Below are 16,550 nucleotides of genomic sequence, written 5' to 3'. Positions count from 1 at the left end.
CCGTCCGTGTTCAGTTACATAAATTCTCCAACGAGCTTTTACTCGTTCTTAGTTTGATTGTTTAAAAGCTTCCATCATCTCGATAAACTCGTCAAATAGGTAGCTTGCGTCGTGTGGACCAGGGGCTGCATCTGGGTGATATTGAACAGAGAAAGCAGGTTGGTATCTGTGGCGCACACCTTCGACTGACTTGTCATTGATTTCTTCGTGGGTAATAATCAAATGCTCTGGCAAATCCTCACGGCTAACTGCATAACCATGGTTCTGACTGGTGAAGTCTACTCGTCCTGTTGCAATTTCACGTACCGCATGGTTGAATCCACGGTGTCCAAACTTCATCTTGTAGGTCTTAGCCCCATTTGCCATTGCAAAGAGTTGATGCCCCATACAAATACCAAAGATTGGAATTTTTCCTTGCACACCACGAATCATGTCGAGTGCTTGTGGAACGTCTTCTGGGTTACCTGGACCGTTTGACAACATAACTCCGTCAGGATTGAGATGGAGAATTTCTTCCGCCGTTGTTGAATAAGGAACAACCGTCACGTTACAGTTTCGCTTAGAAAGTTCACGTAGGATTGAGTGCTTGAGACCAAAGTCAACTAAGACAACACTCAAACCAACTCCTGGAGCTGGATAGGATGTTTTAGTAGAAACCTGCTTGATATTGTCTGTCGGCAAAACTGTTGCTTGGAGCTGATCCGTCACATGGTCCATACTGTCCCCAACATGAGTCAAGGTTGCACGCATCGTACCATGTTTACGGATAATCTTGGTAAGAGCACGCGTATCAATCCCTGAAATACCTGGAATTTTCTTAGCTTTCAAAAATTCATCCAGCGTCATTTGATTTCGCCAGTTGCTAGCTCGACGTGCTTCTTCGAAAACAACGACTCCCTTACAAGTTGGAATAATGGATTCGTAATCATCACGGTTAATTCCATAATTTCCTACTAAAGGATAAGTAAAGGTCAAGATTTGTCCATTATAAGACTGGTCTGTAATGGATTCTTGGTAGCCGGTCATGCCTGTATTAAAGACGATTTCGCCTGTTACATCAATATCTGCTCCGAAGGCCTTGCCTTCAAAAACTGTGCCATCTTCTAATACTAGAAGTCTTTTTGTCATATTTTCACCTCTCGTGGACGCTCACTGGCGTCTTTTAACGTCTTGTGTTTTAGTTGGCGTTTCTACTCGCCAGTACGGATTCTAAGATTGCCATTCGAACAAAGACACCATTGGTCATTTGTTGGACAATCCGTGATTTTGGTGCTTCAACCAAGTGGTCTGCGATTTCTACATCACGGTTGACTGGAGCTGGGTGCATAAGGATTGCTGTTTCTTTCAAGCGCTCGTAACGTTCTTGAGTCAAGCCATGTTGGGCATGGTAGTCTTCTTTTGAAAAGACAGCTCCACTATCATGGCGTTCATGTTGCACACGAAGAAACATCATGACATCCACCTGATCAATAATTTCATCAATAGTTACAAACTGTCCATAGTCTGCAAACTCTTGACTTCTCCATTCCTCAGGTCCAGCAAAAAAGAGTTCAGCTCCCAAGCGTTTCAAAATCTGCATATTGGATTTGGCAACGCGTGAATGGTCCAAGTCACCTGCAATAGCGACCTTGAGCCCCTCAAAGTGACCAAATTCCTCATAAATAGTCATCAAATCAAGCAAGCTCTGGCTAGGGTGTTGGCCCAAACCATCTCCACCATTTATGATGGAAGTCGTAATCGTGGGACTAGCAATTAACTCTCTGTAGTAGTCAACCTCTGGGTGACGAATCACACAGACGTCAACTCCTAAAGCAGACAAAGTCAAAATGGTATCATAAAGTGTTTCACCCTTATTGACTGAACTAGTCTTCACATCAAAGTCCAGTCGCTCCAATCCCAGTTTAATCTCTGCCACTTCAAAGGACTTATGCGTCCGTGTAGAATCCTCAAAGAAAAGATTGGAGACAATCGGATGGTCCTCATAGGGAAGCTGAGCTCCATTTTTAAACTCAATTCCTCGCTTGATCAATTTCATGACTTGATCGACAGTGAGGTCTTCCATGGACACCACATGGTTCAATGCTTGTTGATTTTCTGACATGGCTACTCCTTTAGCTTTCTAAGCTTCTTCAGTAATCAGAACTCTGTCTTGGCCATCAAGTTCTGTCATCTCTACGATGATTTCTTCAGAACGACTAGTTGGTATGTTTTTTCCAACGTAATCTGGACGGATTGGCAACTCTCTATGTCCACGATCGACTAGAACTGCTAAACTCACGCGCGCAGGACGACCATGACCGACAATATTATCAATAGCAGCACGGATAGTACGGCCTGTATAAAGCACATCATCCACCAAGATAACTTCACGATCTGTCACATCAACAGAAACCAAAGATGTATCTTCTCCACTTTTAACATCATCACGGAAAGGTTTCGTATCCAATTCCACAACAGGAACTGAAAGATTTTCTAACTGCTCCAAACGTTCTTGGATTCGGTGGGCAATAAAGACACCACGCGTTTTAATACCAGCTAAGACGATTTTATTCAAATCTTTGTTACGTTCGATAATCTCATAAGTAATACGCGTAATCGCTCGTTTGACGGTCAATTCGTCTACAACTTCTTTTGCCTTCATGACAAACCTCCAAAAAGAAAAGTCTCCTTAAACAAGGAGACTTGAAATGTATAGCCAAGCGAGCCCTACTGCAAACAGTATAGACTTCACCCTACTACTTAATCGTTCTCCTTGCCTGCCTCACGGGACAGGTTTAAAGGAATATTTAGTTATCAATTACTATAGCACAAAGCATGCTTAAAATCAAGCAAAAACTTTCGATGTTCCATCTTACAAATTGCTAAAATCATATAACTGTGGGTACTGGTCACACTCTGGATTTTTAGGATGGCAAATGGCTCTTCCAAAATAAATCATGGCCTGATGGGCTGCTAACCATTTTTCAGGTGGCAAAATATCCATGACCCGCTTTTCCACCTCAAGTGGTGTCGCTGACTTTTTAACGATATCGTGGTGCTTACAAATACGCTCCACATGAGTATCAACTGCAAAAGCTGGAATCCCAAATCCCACACTCATGACAACATTGGCCGTCTTGCGACCAACACCTGCCAAACTCTCCAATTCCTCACGTGTCTGAGGGACTTGACCATCAAAATCGTCTAGTAGCTGTTGGGCACATTTTTTAAGGAATTTAGCCTTATTCCGATACAGTCCCAGGCGAGAAATGTGTGAAGCAATCTCACTCTCAGTTGCCACAGACATGGCTTGTGGCGTTGGAAAGGCAGCAAAGAGACCTGGTGTGGCCTTATTTACCGCTGCATCCGTTGTCTGGGCTGACAACATGACCGCAACCAAGAGTTCAAAATGATTGGTAAAATCAAGACTGGGCTTGGCATCTGGAAACAGAGCAATAATTTCTTCTAGCACCTTTCGTGCTCGTTTTTTTGACAAGACCATTATTCGTCTCCGTCAAATAATCCTTGTAAGCCAGCAAAAGGACTGTTTTCTTCTTTCTTAACTGCTTGTTGAGCTTGGTATTCTTCCTCAGTCATGATTTGCCAGTCATTTCCTGACACAAATCCTTGACCAGCTTCTTCTTCAGCCGTCAAGACCTTGATAGGAATGTTTAGTAGGATATTGTCTGACACGCTCTCAGCAAGGTCAAGTTCTCCATTTTCGATAGGTAGGACCAAGTCATCGTCTAAAACTTCCTGATCTAGTTGGTTAGTTGCACCTTCCATGAAAACTTCCGTTACTGGATAAGATTCAACTAACTCAACTGGCTCCATACTACGACTTGAAGCAAGGACAATGGTATAAGACAACTGATAATCTAAGAAATACATACGGTCTTCGTACTGTACTTTCCCAACAGCAAGGATATCTTTTACATCTAAAATTTCTTGATTACGTGCACGCAGGTCTGCGGCTAGGTCTAAGGTTTGTTCAAAATGCAAGCCTTCAGACTGCTTACGAATTTCTTGAATATTTAATTTCATACTTCCTCCATAAAGATTTACTCTCTTGATTATACCATGAAAAGGCTACAAATCAGCCCACCAAACTTTGTAATTAACATTCAAGTTTTTAATATATTCAATATGACATTTTTGTTTTTTAGTGCTATCTATAGGCAAGAATACATCAGAGCAAGGAGGATGCTAACATGGAAGATAAAGAACTCATTACTAATGCAACCCAACTCCTATCCGTGTTAAATAAAAGTTTCCAAAGCTGCAAACAGGGTACGGCAGATGATATTCGACTACAAGAGCTACTAAACACTACTATGCAAGAGCTCAAAAAAGCGGAAAAGTTGAACAACAGTATTTTAATCGACCTTGAGAAATTTTACCAACGTACCAGTCTACTTATTGGACTGGGTAGCCTAAAACTGAACGACCAAGCACGCACTGCTTTGAGAAACTACGACAAATTTCATTACGAGCATGTCAAACACGTACTGACTCTTTATGGACCTGTTTTTAGATTCTAGAGATTAGAATTTTCAGTTTTCTATTGACAAAATTTCCTTAAAGGTATAGTATAAAGATACTAATACTCGGAGGTAAGGGAGACATGAACAACTAAGTCTATCAAATAAAGAACCTTTATTTAGTAGATCTTGTTTTTGTCTCTTTTTGTGTGCTCTTTTATGCTCTTTTTCTGGCATGTTAATAGAGTTTTTTTGACATAGACTTTGGGCTCTACTAGGTAAAGTAGAGCTTTTTGTTATGCACTATGAACATTCTAGAAAGGACAATCATATGATAAAAATCAATCACCTGACCATCACACAAAACAAAGATTTACGAGATCTTGTATCTGACCTAACAATGGCCATTCAAGATGGTGAAAAGGTAGCTATTATTGGCGAAGAAGGAAATGGCAAATCAACCTTGCTTAAAACTTTAATGGGGGAAGCTTTGCCTGATTTCACTATCAGGGGAGACATTCAATCTGATTATCAATCAATAGCCTACATTCCTCAAAAACTCCCTGAGGACCTGAAAAAGAAAAGTCTACACGACTACTTCTTTTTAGATACTATTGATTTAGATTACAGTGTCCTCTATCGTTTAGCTGAGGAATTGCATTTTGATAGTAATCGCTTTGCTAGTGACCAAGATATCGGGAGCCTATCGGGTGGCGAAGCTTTGAAAATTCAGCTCATCCATGAGTTAGCCAAACCCTTTGAGATTCTATTTTTAGATGAACCTTCAAATGACCTGGACCTTGAGACAGTTGATTGGCTAAAAAGACAGATACAGAAGATGAGGCAAACCGTTATTTTCATTTCCCATGATGAAGACTTTCTTTCTGAAACGGCAGACTCTATTGTCCACTTGCGACTGGTCAAGCACCGTAAAGAAGCGGAAACACTAGTAGAGCACCTAGACTATGATCGCTATAGTGAGCAGAGAAAGGCTAATTTTGCCAGACAAAGCCAGCAATCTGCTAACGACCAAAGAGCCTATGATAAAACCATGGAAAAACATCGGCGAGTCAAGCAAAATGTAGAAACTGCACTTCGAGCTACCAAAGACAGTACTGCCGGTCGCCTATTGGCTAAAAAGATGAAAACTGTCCTCTCACAAGAAAAACGCTACGAAAGGGCAGCTCAGGCCATGACCCAAAAGCCACTTGAAGAGGAAGAAATTAGACTCTTTTTCTCAGATATACAGCCATTACCGGTATCTAAAGTCTTAATCCAACTGGAAAAAGAGAATTTGTCCATTGGTGAGCGAGTTTTGGCTCAAGGACTTCAACTAACTGTTCGTGGCCAAGAAAAAATCGGTATCATTGGCCCAAATGGTATTGGGAAATCGACTCTGCTAGCCAAGTTTCAACAGCTGCTTAGCGCCAAAAGAGAAATTTCGCTTGGTTTTATGCCACAAGATTACCACAAAAAACTGCAATTGGATTTATCACCAATAGCCTACCTCAGCAAAACTGGTAAAAAAGAGGAACTACAGAAAATCCAATCTCACTTAGCTAGTCTCAATTTCAGTTATCCAGAAATGCAGCATCAAATTTGCTCCTTATCTGGCGGACAACAGGGAAAACTCCTGCTTTTGGATTTAGTCCTGCGTAAACCAAACTTTCTCCTGCTGGATGAACCTACACGAAACTTTTCTCCAACTTCTCAACCTGAAATAAGAAAACTCTTTGCAACCTATCCAGGCGGTATCATCACTGTTTCGCATGACAGGCGTTTCTTAAAAGAGGTCTGTTCAAGCATCTACCGCCTGACAGAACACGGTTTGGAGGTAGTTAATTTAGAAGCTTTATAAATTTTCAACATAGTAAAAATCCAGAGACGATCTCTGGATTCTTTTTACATCTGTTTTAAACGTTCAATCCGTTCTGGGATAGGTGGGTGGGTATAAAAGAGCTTTTGGAACCCTCCCCCTTTCTTGGGATCATTGATATAAAGTGCACTGCTGGCATCATCGACGTGGTGATGCATTGGTTCACTATTGTCCAACTTGCGCAAGGCATTGATCATCCCTTGAGGATTGCGGGTCAACTCGACACTGGAAGCATCAGCTAGAAATTCCCTCTGACGAGAAATAGCTAGTTGCACCAAGGTTGCAGCGAGAGGTGCCAGCACAATTGCAAGTAGGGAAACCACTAGCATAATGATTTCAAGACCATTTCCATCTCGATCATCGTCACTTCGTCTGCGACCTGCTCCACCCCACCACATCATACGACCTGCCATACTAGAAAGCATGGTGATAGCACTAGCAAGGGCAACAGCAATAGTCGAAATGCGAATATCGTAGTTACGAATATGACTGACTTCATGTCCCATAACAGCTTCTAGTTCTTCACGATTCATGATAGCTAGGAGACCTGACGTCGCAGCAACCGCTGCGTTTTGAGGGTTAGAACCTGTAGCAAAGGCATTTAAGGCTGGATCATCAATGATGAAAACACGAGGCATAGGAATCTGAGCCACCATAGCCATATCTTCTACTACATGGTAGAGGTCTGGTGCCGTTTGCTCATTAACCTCACGCGCTCCATTCATGGACATGACGATCTCTGTCGATTGAAAAATCATGGACAAGGCATAGATAAAGCCGATAATCAGAGCGATAACCAAACCGCCAAGCCCAGACCGCATAAAGAGGTAACCAACCGCATAGCCAACAAGAGCTAAGAGTAGGAAAAATACCAGCAACAAAATCCACGTTTTTCGTTTATTGCTTGCAATTTGATCAAACAACATCTTAGTCACCTAAACCGCTAAAATCAACTTTAGGTACTACCTTTTCCTCATCTGGAGTTTGAAGGAAATCTGCTGCTTTAAATCCAAACATTCCAGCGATAATATTGCTTGGGAAAGTTTCTAATTTTACATTGTAGTTGCTGACAACACTGTTGTAAAGTTGACGAGAGTAAGAAATTTTATTTTCTGTATTGGTCAACTCCTCTTGCAATTTAACAAAGTTGGCACTGGCTTTCAAATCTGGATAGCTTTCTGCAACTGCAAAAATACCTGAAACCTGACGAGTAAGGGCATCACTAGCTTTCATAGCTTCTGCTGGTGAAGTCGCTGCCGCCACTTGGTTACGCAGTTCTGCCACCTTTTCAAGGGTAGAACCTTCATACTTAGCATAACCTTTTACAGTTTCAATCAAGTTTGGCAAGAGGTCATTTCGACGTTTCAACTGAACATCAATCTGGCTCCAAGCCTCCTTGGTTTGCATACGATTTTTAACCAAACCGTTATAGCTAACAATCACAAAAATAACAATAAGAGCCAAAACTCCAAGAATAATCCAAGTCATGATATAAGTCCTTTCTGCTTTTAGATTAGTACCAGTATATCAAATTTTTAATGATTGTGGTAAAATAAGATGATACTAAAGAAGGAAATAACTATGAAACCAGAAACATTTTACAACCTGCTTGCCGAGCAAAATCTTCCACTTTCGGACCAGCAAAAAAAACAATTTGATCGTTATTTTGAACTCTTGGTCGAGTGGAATGAAAAAATTAATCTAACAGCTATTACAGACAAGGAAGAAGTTTATCTCAAACATTTTTACGATTCGATTGCACCCATTCTGCAAGGCTTGATTCCCAATGAAACTATCAAACTTCTTGACATCGGTGCTGGGGCAGGATTTCCTAGTCTACCAATGAAAATCCTCTATCCTCAGTTAGATGTGACCATCATTGATTCACTCAATAAGCGCATCAACTTCCTCCAACTTTTGGCTCAAGAACTGGATTTAGACGATGTTCATTTCTACCATGGACGTGCCGAAGATTTTGCCAAAGACAAAATCTTCCGTGCTCAATATGATTTTGTAACGGCTCGTGCGGTTGCCCGTATGCAAGTCCTATCTGAATTAACTATTCCCTACCTTAAAGTTGGCGGAAAACTATTGGCACTCAAGGCCAGCAATGCGCCTGAGGAGTTATTAGAAGCTAAGAATGCCCTCAACCTCCTTTTTAGTAAAGTAGAAGACAATCTCAGCTACGCCCTACCAAATGGAGATCCGCGTTACATCACAGTGGTAGAAAAGAAAAAGGAAACACCAAATAAATATCCACGTAAAGCTGGTATGCCCAACAAACGTCCGCTCTAAATTTTTTACTAAAAATGATTTACAAAATCAACCTCGCTTTTTTATTTCTAGGCTCGGGAAAAAATGATTTACAAAATCAACCTCGCTTTTTTATTTCTAGGCTCGGGAAAAAATGATTTACAAAATCATTTTTTTCTGCTATACTATCCTAAGCAAAGGTTTTTAATGTCATCCCGTGAGGTGACGAAGACGCAGAAATATTTGAAACTCTTTAAAGTCTAGATTTTAGAGAAGTCTTACTCTGAGGGCCTATTGCTGTAAAATAATGGGCTCTTTTTTGATGCCCAAAAGTGAGGTTTATATGAAACAAGAATCAACTGTTGATTTGTTACTAGACGTTGACCAACGTCCTTCGGCTGGAAAAGGAATTCTCCTTAGTTTCCAACACGTTTTCGCCATGTTCGGTGCGACCATCTTGGTACCCTTGATTTTGGGAATGCCTGTATCTGTTGCCCTTTTTGCTTCAGGTGTTGGAACACTCATCTACATGATTTCAACTGGATTTAGAGTTCCAGTTTATCTAGGATCATCATTCGCCTTTATCACAGCTATGTCACTGGCTATGAAGGAAATGGGTGGGGATGTATCTGCTGCCCAAACAGGGGTTATCTTGACTGGTTTGGTCTATGTCCTTGTTGCTGCCGGTGTTCGTTTCGCAGGTACAAAATGGATTGATAAACTCTTACCACCAATCATTATCGGACCTATGATCATCGTTATCGGTCTTGGACTTGCAGGTTCAGCAGTTACTAACGCTGGTCTTGTAGCGGACGGAAATTGGAAAAATGCTCTTGTAGCGGTTGTTACTTTCTTGATTGCTGCCTTTATCAATACAAAAGGAAAAGGCTTCCTACGAATCATTCCTTTCCTCTTTGCCATTATCGGTGGTTACCTCTTCGCATTAACTCTTGGCTTGGTTGACTTTACACCAGTTCTTAAAGCCAACTGGTTCGAAATTCCTGGTTTCTACTTGCCATTTAGCACAGGTGGTGCCTTTAAAGAGTACAATCTTTACTTTGGTCCAGAAACTATTGCCATCTTGCCAATCGCTATCGTAACAATTTCTGAACATATCGGAGACCATACTGTTTTGGGTCAAATCTGTGGCCGTCAATTCTTGAAAGAACCAGGTCTTCACCGTACTCTTCTTGGTGACGGTATCGCAACTTCTGTTTCTGCCTTCCTTGGTGGACCAGCCAATACAACTTACGGAGAAAATACAGGGGTTATCGGTATGACTCGTATCGCTTCTGTCTCAGTTATCCGTAACGCAGCCTTTATTGCGATTGCACTTAGCTTCCTTGGTAAATTCACTGCCTTAATTTCAACTATTCCAAACGCTGTTCTTGGTGGTATGTCAATCCTTCTCTATGGAGTTATCGCCAGCAACGGTTTGAAAGTCTTGATTAAAGAACGTGTTGATTTCGCTCAAATGCGTAACCTCATCATCGCAAGCGCTATGTTAGTCCTTGGACTTGGAGGAGCTATCCTTAAACTTGGTCCAGTTACCCTTTCAGGAACTGCCCTATCAGCCATGACAGGAATCATCTTGAACTTAATCTTGCCATACGAAAATAAAGATTAAGAGTCTAAACACACCTAATCCACTCAGACGACTGAGTGGATTTTTTTAATGTTAAAATAAAAAATTCTTTCTAAAAAAGGAAAGCTCTGCAGCCTTCCTTTGTCTTACTTACGTTTCTTCTTCGCTTTCTTCATTTTATTCGCCATGCGTTTCATGGATTGTTTCATGGCAAATTCACCGATTTTACCTTTTAGACCGCCACCAAACATCTGGCTCATATCTGGCATTCCTGCTCCTCCGAGAGCTGACAAGTCAGGCATACCACCTTGTCCCATCATTCCTTCAAGGGCAGACATATCCATCCCTCCCATATTTGGCATATTTTTAGGAAAGTTGTTTGGATTGATTCCCATCTGCTTCATCATCTTGTTCATATCACCAGACATAACACCCTGCATGAGCTGTTTAGCTTGGTTAAAGTCTTTGATGAATTTATTGACTTCGACAAATGTATTTCCAGAACCCGCAGCGATACGACGGCGACGGCTTGGATTTAACAAATCTGGATTTTCACGTTCTTCAGGTGTCATTGAAGACACAATAGCACGTTTGCGCGCAATCTGACGCTCATCCACCTTCATGTTTTGAAGGGCTGGATTGTTAGCCATACCTGGAATCATCTTGAGTAAGTCTTCCATTGGCCCCATGTTTTGCACCTGATCCAATTGATCGATGAAATCATTGAAATCAAAGGTATTTTCGCGCATCTTCTCAGCCATTTCAAGGGCTTTTTGCTCATCGTATTCTTGAGAAGCTTTCTCAATCAAAGTGAGCATATCCCCCATGCCAAGGATACGGCTAGACATACGGTCTGGGTGGAAGGTTTCAATGTCCGTAATCTTTTCACCCGTACCAGTGAACTTGATTGGTTTTCCAGTGATGTGACGAACCGATAGAGCCGCACCACCACGAGTGTCGCCATCAATCTTAGTCAGGATAACCCCAGTGACTTCTAACTGAGCATTAAACTCACGCGCAACATTGGCCGCTTCTTGACCAATCATGGCATCAACGACGAGCAGAATTTCATTTGGTTGAGCTAGTGCTTTCACGTCACGAAGCTCATTCATCAAAAGTTCATCAATCTGCAAACGACCTGCCGTATCAATCAAGACATAGTCATTATGATTAGCTTGGGCTTGTTCCAAACCTTGACGAACAATCTCCACAGCTGGAACCTCTGTCCCAAGAGCGAAGACAGGCACATCAATCTGTTGTCCCAAGGTCTTAAGCTGATCAATAGCAGCAGGACGATAAATATCCGCCGCAATCATCAAAGGACGGGCATTTTCTTCCTTCTTGAGTTTGTTGGCCAATTTACCAGCAAAGGTTGTTTTACCAGCCCCCTGCAAACCGACCATCATGATGATGGTTGGAATCTTAGGAGACTTGATAATCTCAGCCGTATCAGAACCTAAAACAGCTGTCAATTCCTCATCAACGATTTTAATAATTTGTTGCGCAGGATTAAGGGTATCAATGACCTCATGCCCGACTGCACGCTCACGAACTTTCTTGATAAAGTCCTTTACAACAGGCAAGGCAACGTCGGCCTCAAGCAAGGCCAAGCGAATTTCTTTGGTTGCCTCTTGGACATCAGATTCAGAGATTTTTCCTTTTTTACGTAGATTTTTAAAGACGTTTTGCAAACGTTCTGTTAAACTTTCAAATGCCATGTTTCTTCCTCTTATTCTCTATTATCAATGCTTGTTAAAATTTCTATCTGCTCTTGCAGAAAGTCATCCTTGGGATAGCGCTCCAAAATCTGGTCAAAAATCTGACTGCGGACAATGTAGTCCGAGTACATGTGCAATTTCATCTCATAATCTTCCAGAATCTTTTCTGTCCGCTTGATATTGTCATAGACAGCCTGACGACTGACACCAAATTCCTCGGCAATCTCAGCAAGACTATAATCATCAGCGTAGTAGAGCTCGATATAATTCATTTGCTTATCTGTCAAAAGCGCCGCATAAAATTCAAAGAGCGCATTCATACGATTGGTTTTTTCGATTTCCATAACTTTTATTATACCAAAAATTAGCCTAATCTACCACATTAGTAGGCTAATTCGAGAAGATAGCTAGGTAAATTTGAAAAAGACGAGATCCTAGCCCCAAGTAATTTCCAATTGATAGCTGGCAAAGGGTTGTCCCTCTTGATTTTGTAGTTGATAATCTAAATGAATCTTTTGCCCATCAACTTCATAACGGCTCGTTTGGATGATAAACTCCTGCATGCCCATAGGTGTGGGAATATAGGCTAAACTATCGCTATCCTTTAGAAAGCGCATAATGGTCTTGGGATTGGAAAATCGGCTCATCACAAGTTCTTGACCATGAAATTTAATAACCACTTTTTCCTTTTCCTCATTATAGAAAAGCAGGTAGCTATAATCTCCCTTTTCATGCACTTCTACATCATAGAGTTGGTCAATCACTTCCAACTGCTCATCAAACTGAATCGTATTTCGCATCCGAATCTTCACATCAGGTCCTCTTTCTTGTCTCTTGTCTCTTGTCCTACTATTTTACCAAAAACTCTAGCTTTTTGCTATAATGGTCATATGAACGAAAAAGTATTCCGTGACCCAGTTCACAACTACATCCATGTCAATAATCAAATAATCTATGACTTGATTAATACAAAAGAATTTCAGCGTTTGCGTCGTATCAAACAACTGGGAACTTCCAGTTACACCTTCCACGGTGGAGAACATAGTCGCTTCTCTCACTGTCTAGGAGTCTATGAAATTGCACGACGCATCACAGAGATTTTTAAAGAAAAATATCCAGACGAATGGGATCCTGCCGAGTCTCTCTTGACCATGACCGCTGCTCTCCTACATGACCTTGGTCATGGTGCCTACTCCCATACTTTTGAACATCTCTTTGATACAGACCATGAAGCCATTACTCAGGAAATTATCCAAAGTCCTGAAACGGAGATTCACCAAGTCCTGCTACAAGTAGCGCCAGACTTTCCAAAAAAGGTAGCCAGTGTCATCGACCATACCTATCCTAACAAGCAGGTCGTGCAACTCATTTCTAGTCAGATTGATGCGGACCGCATGGACTATCTCTTGCGCGACTCCTATTTTACAGGAGCATCCTATGGAGAATTTGACCTGACTCGCATCCTCCGAGTCATTCGTCCTGTTGAAAATGGTATCGCCTTTCAGCGCAATGGCATGCACGCCATCGAAGACTACGTCCTCAGTCGCTACCAGATGTACATGCAGGTTTATTTCCACCCCGCAACACGCGCCATGGAAGTTCTCCTACAGAATCTCCTCAAACGCGCCAAGGAACTCTATCCTAAAGACAAAGATTTCTTTGCACGAACATCTCCACATCTCCTGCCTTTCTTTGAAAAAAATGTGACCTTGTCTGACTATCTGGCTCTGGATGATGGGGTTATGAACACCTATTTCCAGCTATGGATGACCAGTCCTGACAAGATTCTTGCTGACTTATCGCAACGCTTTGTCAACCGCAAGGTCTTTAAATCCATTACCTTTTCACAAGAAGACCAAGACCAACTCGCTAGCATGAGAAAATTGGTTGAGGATATCGGCTTTGATCCCGACTACTACACTGCCATTCATAAGAATTTTGACCTCCCTTATGATATCTATCGTCCCGAATCTGAGAATCCACGAACACAGATTGAGATTCTACAAAAAAATGGTCAACTGGCGGAACTCTCTAGCCTTTCTCCTATCGTCCAATCCCTTGCTGGCAGTCGCCACGGAGATAATCGTTTCTATTTTCCAAAAGAAATGTTGGACCAAAACAGCATCTTCGCAAGTATCACCCAGCAATTTTTACACTTGATTGAGAACGACCATTTTACCCCAAATAAAAACTAGAAGAGGAAATTTATGAGTATTAAACTAATCGCCGTCGATATTGACGGAACTCTAGTCAACAGCCAAAAGGAAATCACTCCTGAGGTCTTTTCTGCCATCCAAGATGCCAAAGAAGCTGGTGTCAAAGTCGTCATTGCAACTGGCCGCCCCATCGCAGGTGTTGCCAAACTTCTGGACGACTTGCAGCTGAGAGACGAGGGTGACTATGTTGTGACCTTCAATGGTGCCCTTGTCCAAGAAACTGCTACAGGACATGAGATTATCAGCGAATCCTTGACTTATGAGGATTATCTGGATATGGAATTCCTCAGTCGCAAGCTCGGTGTCCACATGCATGCCATTACCAAGGATGGAATCTACACTGCCAATCGCAATATCGGAAAATACACTGTGCACGAATCAACCCTCGTCAGCATGCCTATCTTCTACCGTACACCTGAAGAAATGGCTGACAAGGAAATCGTCAAGTGTATGTTCATCGATGAGCCTGAGATTCTCGATGCTGCGATTGAAAAGATACCAGCGGAATTTTACGAACGTTACTCCATCAACAAATCTGCTCCTTTCTACCTCGAACTCCTTAAAAAGAATGTTGACAAGGGTTCAGCCATTACTCACTTAGCTGAAAAACTCGGATTGACTAAAGATGAAACCATGGCTATCGGTGACGAAGAAAATGACCGCGCCATGCTGGAAGTCGTTGGAAACCCCGTTGTCATGGAAAATGGAAATCCAGAAATCAAAAAAATCGCCAAATACATCACTAAATCTAATGATGAATCTGGCGTTGCCCATGCCATCCGTACATGGGTACTGTAAAAGGAAAGAATAGACGAAAACCGCTCAGCTGAGCGGTTTTTGAATATCTAATTACTGCCCCCTGCCGGAATCGAACCAGCAACTACTCCTTAGGAGGGAGTTGTTATATCCATTGAACTAAGGGAGCTAGATAAAAACTCTGCTGAAGAAGCAGAGTTTTTAGTCGAATTAACGACGGATTTCTTTGATACGAGCTGCTTTACCTTGAAGAGCACGCAAGTAGTACAATTTCGCACGACGTACTTTACCGTAACGAACAACTTCGATTTTTTCAACACGTGGAGTGTGGATTGGGAAGATACGCTCAACACCTACACCGTTAGAGATTTTACGAACTGTGTAGTTTTCTGAGATACCAGCACCTTTACGTGCAATAACAACACCTTCAAAAATCTGGATACGTTCACGGTTACCTTCGACAACTTTCGCGTGTACACGAACAGTGTCACCAGGACGGAATGATGGGATATCTGTACGAAGTTGACCTTCAGTCAAGCTTTGGATTAATGGATTCATTTTATTCTCCTATCTTTGTCAATCTTGAGGAACCTTCCTCAGCGGATAAACTGTATTTTTGTGCGTCCATTACACACAAGATACAGTTTACCAAATTTCCACAAAAAAGTAAAGAAATTTATAGCAGAATTCCTAAAAAAATCGCAACCAAACCACCTAGGTAGGTCAAAGTCAGGTAAACGTAAAAAACCTTCTTATCGCTTAACAGTCTTTGAAGTTCATCATTCAAGGTAGAAAAAGTTGTTAAACCTCCACAAAAACCCGTCACTAAAATAGCATAGACTTCCTTAGACTCTACATGATTGTAGAATAATCCAATCAAAAAACACCCTAAAAGATTTGCTATAAGCGTTCCAAGTGGCAATTTAGAAGATTGATTATAGCGGGAAAAGAAATAGCGCACTAAAGCTCCGAAACCACAAGCAATTGCAAGATAGACGATTACCATTTCTTCCTCCCTAAATAGTAAGCTAAAAGCATACCTCCACCGATGCTCAAAAGTAAATACAGGACTAAACTAAAATAACGCCCTGTATCAAGCAGTTTCACAGCATCAAGCATGAGACTAGAAAAGGTTGTTAGACCTCCGCAAAAACCCGTCCCCAGCGCTAAAACCAAGCCCTTACTAGTTCCCTTATAGACCAGATAGCCCTTGACAAGATAAACCAGACAGAAAATTCCCAGATAGTTGACAAAGAGAGTGCCCCAAGGAAAGTCAGGACTGGCTGGTAACCAAGTGGAAACTAGGTAGCGAACAAGTCCGCCCACCATAGCAGCTAGAAAAATCCCTAGCGGATAAAATTGTTCTTTTTTCATTTGATATTTTGATCCTGATAATCACGCGAACGTTTGAGTATATCAGAAAAAGTCGAGACAATAGTCTCCTGATAGCGCTTGTCCTCTACACGACTTCTAACCTTTTCAAAAATAGCTTCTTCTCTCTTAGTATCTAAAATCGGTTTACCTGAAGCTTTCTTATAGGCAACTACACCCTCAACCAAATGCATTCGTTCTTCTAAGAGCTTGACGATTTGGTCGTCGATTTGATCAATTTCTTGGCGAATAATATCTAAATCCATACAGTCTCCTCCTTTATTTGAATTATTGTATCAAAAAGCCACCAAATAG

The 16,550-nt window shown here is 41.6% G+C and carries 20 protein-coding genes and 1 tRNA gene; 6 read left to right on the top strand and 15 right to left on the bottom strand.

Features of this window, described 5'->3' with window-relative positions; translation table 11 throughout:
• Positions 1 to 48: 48 nt before the first annotated feature.
• From N8M20_RS03680 to N8M20_RS03660, 5 genes are all read right to left on the bottom strand, one after another.
• Entirely contained in the window at positions 49 to 1,128 is a 1,080-nt protein-coding gene (locus N8M20_RS03680; RefSeq protein ID WP_000166853.1) for a carbamoyl phosphate synthase small subunit, read from the bottom strand.
• 49 nt (positions 1,129 to 1,177) lie between these two features.
• On the bottom strand, positions 1,178 to 2,101 hold the full coding sequence (locus tag N8M20_RS03675; RefSeq protein WP_261079097.1) for an aspartate carbamoyltransferase catalytic subunit: 924 nt from the start codon (positions 2,099 to 2,101) through the stop codon (positions 1,178 to 1,180).
• An 18-nt stretch (positions 2,102 to 2,119) separates the two neighbouring features.
• A complete protein-coding gene (pyrR, locus tag N8M20_RS03670) occupies positions 2,120 to 2,641 on the bottom strand; it encodes a bifunctional pyr operon transcriptional regulator/uracil phosphoribosyltransferase PyrR (RefSeq protein ID WP_004257972.1) in 522 nt (173 codons plus the stop codon).
• 210 nt (positions 2,642 to 2,851) lie between these two features.
• On the bottom strand, positions 2,852 to 3,481 hold the full coding sequence (nth, locus tag N8M20_RS03665; protein ID WP_261013879.1) for an endonuclease III: 630 nt from the start codon (positions 3,479 to 3,481) through the stop codon (positions 2,852 to 2,854).
• A complete protein-coding gene (locus N8M20_RS03660) occupies positions 3,481 to 4,023 on the bottom strand; it encodes a YceD family protein (RefSeq protein WP_000773212.1) in 543 nt (180 codons plus the stop codon). The genes nth and N8M20_RS03660 overlap by 1 nt, the downstream gene beginning before the upstream one ends.
• A 167-nt stretch (positions 4,024 to 4,190) precedes the next feature.
• Between N8M20_RS03660 and N8M20_RS03655 the strand changes: the two genes are divergently transcribed.
• Together N8M20_RS03655 and N8M20_RS03650 are read left to right on the top strand one after the other, a co-directional pair.
• Positions 4,191 to 4,520, top strand: a complete 330-nt coding sequence (locus tag N8M20_RS03655) for a helicase BlpT (protein WP_261079096.1) — start codon at positions 4,191 to 4,193, stop codon at positions 4,518 to 4,520.
• A gap of 238 nt (positions 4,521 to 4,758) precedes the next feature.
• Positions 4,759 to 6,318, top strand: a complete 1,560-nt coding sequence (locus N8M20_RS03650; RefSeq protein ID WP_261079095.1) for an ATP-binding cassette domain-containing protein — start codon at positions 4,759 to 4,761, stop codon at positions 6,316 to 6,318.
• A gap of 44 nt (positions 6,319 to 6,362) precedes the next feature.
• Here N8M20_RS03650 and htpX read toward each other — a convergent pair whose 3' ends face one another.
• The gene (htpX, locus tag N8M20_RS03645) at positions 6,363 to 7,262 is read right to left on the bottom strand and encodes a zinc metalloprotease HtpX (RefSeq protein ID WP_261079094.1); all 900 of its coding nucleotides are present in this window, start codon (positions 7,260 to 7,262) and stop codon (positions 6,363 to 6,365) included.
• Between the two features lies 1 nt (position 7,263).
• Positions 7,264 to 7,824 carry a LemA family protein gene (locus N8M20_RS03640; protein ID WP_120718843.1) on the bottom strand — a complete coding sequence of 187 codons (561 nt, stop codon included), beginning with the start codon at positions 7,822 to 7,824 and terminating at the stop codon, positions 7,264 to 7,266.
• Between the two features lie 93 nt (positions 7,825 to 7,917).
• On the opposite strand from N8M20_RS03640, the gene rsmG reads away from it, so the two are divergent.
• Both rsmG and N8M20_RS03630 read left to right on the top strand, forming a co-directional pair.
• The gene (gene rsmG, locus N8M20_RS03635; protein WP_261079093.1) at positions 7,918 to 8,631 is read left to right on the top strand and encodes a 16S rRNA (guanine(527)-N(7))-methyltransferase RsmG; all 714 of its coding nucleotides are present in this window, start codon (positions 7,918 to 7,920) and stop codon (positions 8,629 to 8,631) included.
• A 301-nt stretch (positions 8,632 to 8,932) separates the two neighbouring features.
• Complete coding sequence (locus N8M20_RS03630; RefSeq protein ID WP_004256659.1) at positions 8,933 to 10,216, top strand: uracil-xanthine permease family protein; 1,284 nt, start codon at positions 8,933 to 8,935, stop codon at positions 10,214 to 10,216.
• Positions 10,217 to 10,320: 104 nt separating this feature from the next.
• Here the strand turns inward: N8M20_RS03630 and ffh are convergent, their stop codons facing one another.
• From ffh to N8M20_RS03615, 3 genes are all read right to left on the bottom strand, one after another.
• Entirely contained in the window at positions 10,321 to 11,892 is a 1,572-nt protein-coding gene (gene ffh, locus N8M20_RS03625) for a signal recognition particle protein (protein ID WP_261079092.1), read from the bottom strand.
• 11 nt (positions 11,893 to 11,903) lie between these two features.
• Positions 11,904 to 12,236 (bottom strand): putative DNA-binding protein, encoded by a 333-nt coding sequence (locus tag N8M20_RS03620; RefSeq protein WP_000402066.1) that lies wholly within the window; start codon positions 12,234 to 12,236, stop codon positions 11,904 to 11,906.
• Between the two features lie 90 nt (positions 12,237 to 12,326).
• The gene (locus tag N8M20_RS03615) at positions 12,327 to 12,704 is read right to left on the bottom strand and encodes a YwiB family protein (protein ID WP_020902347.1); all 378 of its coding nucleotides are present in this window, start codon (positions 12,702 to 12,704) and stop codon (positions 12,327 to 12,329) included.
• Positions 12,705 to 12,782: 78 nt separating this feature from the next.
• Between N8M20_RS03615 and N8M20_RS03610 the strand changes: the two genes are divergently transcribed.
• Positions 12,783 to 14,087 (top strand): HD domain-containing protein, encoded by a 1,305-nt coding sequence (locus tag N8M20_RS03610; protein WP_261079091.1) that lies wholly within the window; start codon positions 12,783 to 12,785, stop codon positions 14,085 to 14,087.
• 12 nt (positions 14,088 to 14,099) lie between these two features.
• Complete coding sequence (yidA, locus tag N8M20_RS03605; protein ID WP_049521599.1) at positions 14,100 to 14,906, top strand: sugar-phosphatase; 807 nt, start codon at positions 14,100 to 14,102, stop codon at positions 14,904 to 14,906.
• A 55-nt stretch (positions 14,907 to 14,961) separates the two neighbouring features.
• On the opposite strand, the gene N8M20_RS03600 is transcribed toward yidA, so the two are convergent.
• The 5 genes from N8M20_RS03600 to N8M20_RS03580 all read right to left on the bottom strand — a co-directional run bounded on the left by N8M20_RS03600 (position 14,962) and on the right by N8M20_RS03580 (position 16,501).
• Positions 14,962 to 15,033: transfer RNA gene (locus tag N8M20_RS03600), tRNA-Arg, on the bottom strand.
• 41 nt (positions 15,034 to 15,074) lie between these two features.
• Entirely contained in the window at positions 15,075 to 15,422 is a 348-nt protein-coding gene (gene rplS / locus N8M20_RS03595) for a 50S ribosomal protein L19 (protein ID WP_001068669.1), read from the bottom strand.
• A gap of 118 nt (positions 15,423 to 15,540) precedes the next feature.
• A complete protein-coding gene (crcB, locus tag N8M20_RS03590) occupies positions 15,541 to 15,870 on the bottom strand; it encodes a fluoride efflux transporter CrcB (RefSeq protein WP_033676994.1) in 330 nt (109 codons plus the stop codon).
• The gene (gene crcB / locus N8M20_RS03585) at positions 15,864 to 16,238 is read right to left on the bottom strand and encodes a fluoride efflux transporter CrcB (RefSeq protein WP_261079089.1); all 375 of its coding nucleotides are present in this window, start codon (positions 16,236 to 16,238) and stop codon (positions 15,864 to 15,866) included. The genes crcB (N8M20_RS03590) and crcB (N8M20_RS03585) overlap by 7 nt, the downstream gene beginning before the upstream one ends.
• Positions 16,235 to 16,501: a chorismate mutase gene (locus tag N8M20_RS03580; protein WP_261079088.1), complete on the bottom strand. Its 267-nt coding sequence runs from the start codon at positions 16,499 to 16,501 to the stop codon at positions 16,235 to 16,237. Before N8M20_RS03580 ends, crcB (N8M20_RS03585) begins: the two co-directional genes overlap by 4 nt.
• Positions 16,502 to 16,550: the final 49 nt, after the last annotated feature.

The sequence above is a fragment of the Streptococcus mitis genome (assembly GCF_946190275.1).
GTDB lineage: Bacteria > Bacillota > Bacilli > Lactobacillales > Streptococcaceae > Streptococcus > Streptococcus mitis_DC.
Note: the sequence above shows the minus strand (reverse complement) of the source record. Positions and strands in the feature narration are given on the sequence as shown.

Coding starts and splice junctions, on each gene's coding strand:
- N8M20_RS03680 (WP_000166853.1), bottom strand. CDS start 1,128: ATGACAAAAAGACTTCTAGTATTAGAAGATGGCACAGTTTTTGAAGGC.
- N8M20_RS03675 (WP_261079097.1), bottom strand. CDS start 2,101: ATGTCAGAAAATCAACAAGCATTGAACCATGTGGTGTCCATGGAAGAC.
- pyrR (WP_004257972.1), bottom strand. CDS start 2,641: ATGAAGGCAAAAGAAGTTGTAGACGAATTGACCGTCAAACGAGCGATT.
- nth (WP_261013879.1), bottom strand. CDS start 3,481: ATGGTCTTGTCAAAAAAACGAGCACGAAAGGTGCTAGAAGAAATTATT.
- N8M20_RS03660 (WP_000773212.1), bottom strand. CDS start 4,023: ATGAAATTAAATATTCAAGAAATTCGTAAGCAGTCTGAAGGCTTGCAT.
- N8M20_RS03655 (WP_261079096.1), top strand. CDS start 4,191: ATGGAAGATAAAGAACTCATTACTAATGCAACCCAACTCCTATCCGTG.
- N8M20_RS03650 (WP_261079095.1), top strand. CDS start 4,759: ATGCACTATGAACATTCTAGAAAGGACAATCATATGATAAAAATCAAT.
- htpX (WP_261079094.1), bottom strand. CDS start 7,262: ATGTTGTTTGATCAAATTGCAAGCAATAAACGAAAAACGTGGATTTTG.
- N8M20_RS03640 (WP_120718843.1), bottom strand. CDS start 7,824: ATGACTTGGATTATTCTTGGAGTTTTGGCTCTTATTGTTATTTTTGTG.
- rsmG (WP_261079093.1), top strand. CDS start 7,918: ATGAAACCAGAAACATTTTACAACCTGCTTGCCGAGCAAAATCTTCCA.
- N8M20_RS03630 (WP_004256659.1), top strand. CDS start 8,933: ATGAAACAAGAATCAACTGTTGATTTGTTACTAGACGTTGACCAACGT.
- ffh (WP_261079092.1), bottom strand. CDS start 11,892: ATGGCATTTGAAAGTTTAACAGAACGTTTGCAAAACGTCTTTAAAAAT.
- N8M20_RS03620 (WP_000402066.1), bottom strand. CDS start 12,236: ATGGAAATCGAAAAAACCAATCGTATGAATGCGCTCTTTGAATTTTAT.
- N8M20_RS03610 (WP_261079091.1), top strand. CDS start 12,783: ATGAACGAAAAAGTATTCCGTGACCCAGTTCACAACTACATCCATGTC.
- yidA (WP_049521599.1), top strand. CDS start 14,100: ATGAGTATTAAACTAATCGCCGTCGATATTGACGGAACTCTAGTCAAC.
- rplS (WP_001068669.1), bottom strand. CDS start 15,422: ATGAATCCATTAATCCAAAGCTTGACTGAAGGTCAACTTCGTACAGAT.
- crcB (WP_033676994.1), bottom strand. CDS start 15,870: ATGGTAATCGTCTATCTTGCAATTGCTTGTGGTTTCGGAGCTTTAGTG.
- crcB (WP_261079089.1), bottom strand. CDS start 16,238: ATGAAAAAAGAACAATTTTATCCGCTAGGGATTTTTCTAGCTGCTATG.
- N8M20_RS03580 (WP_261079088.1), bottom strand. CDS start 16,501: ATGGATTTAGATATTATTCGCCAAGAAATTGATCAAATCGACGACCAA.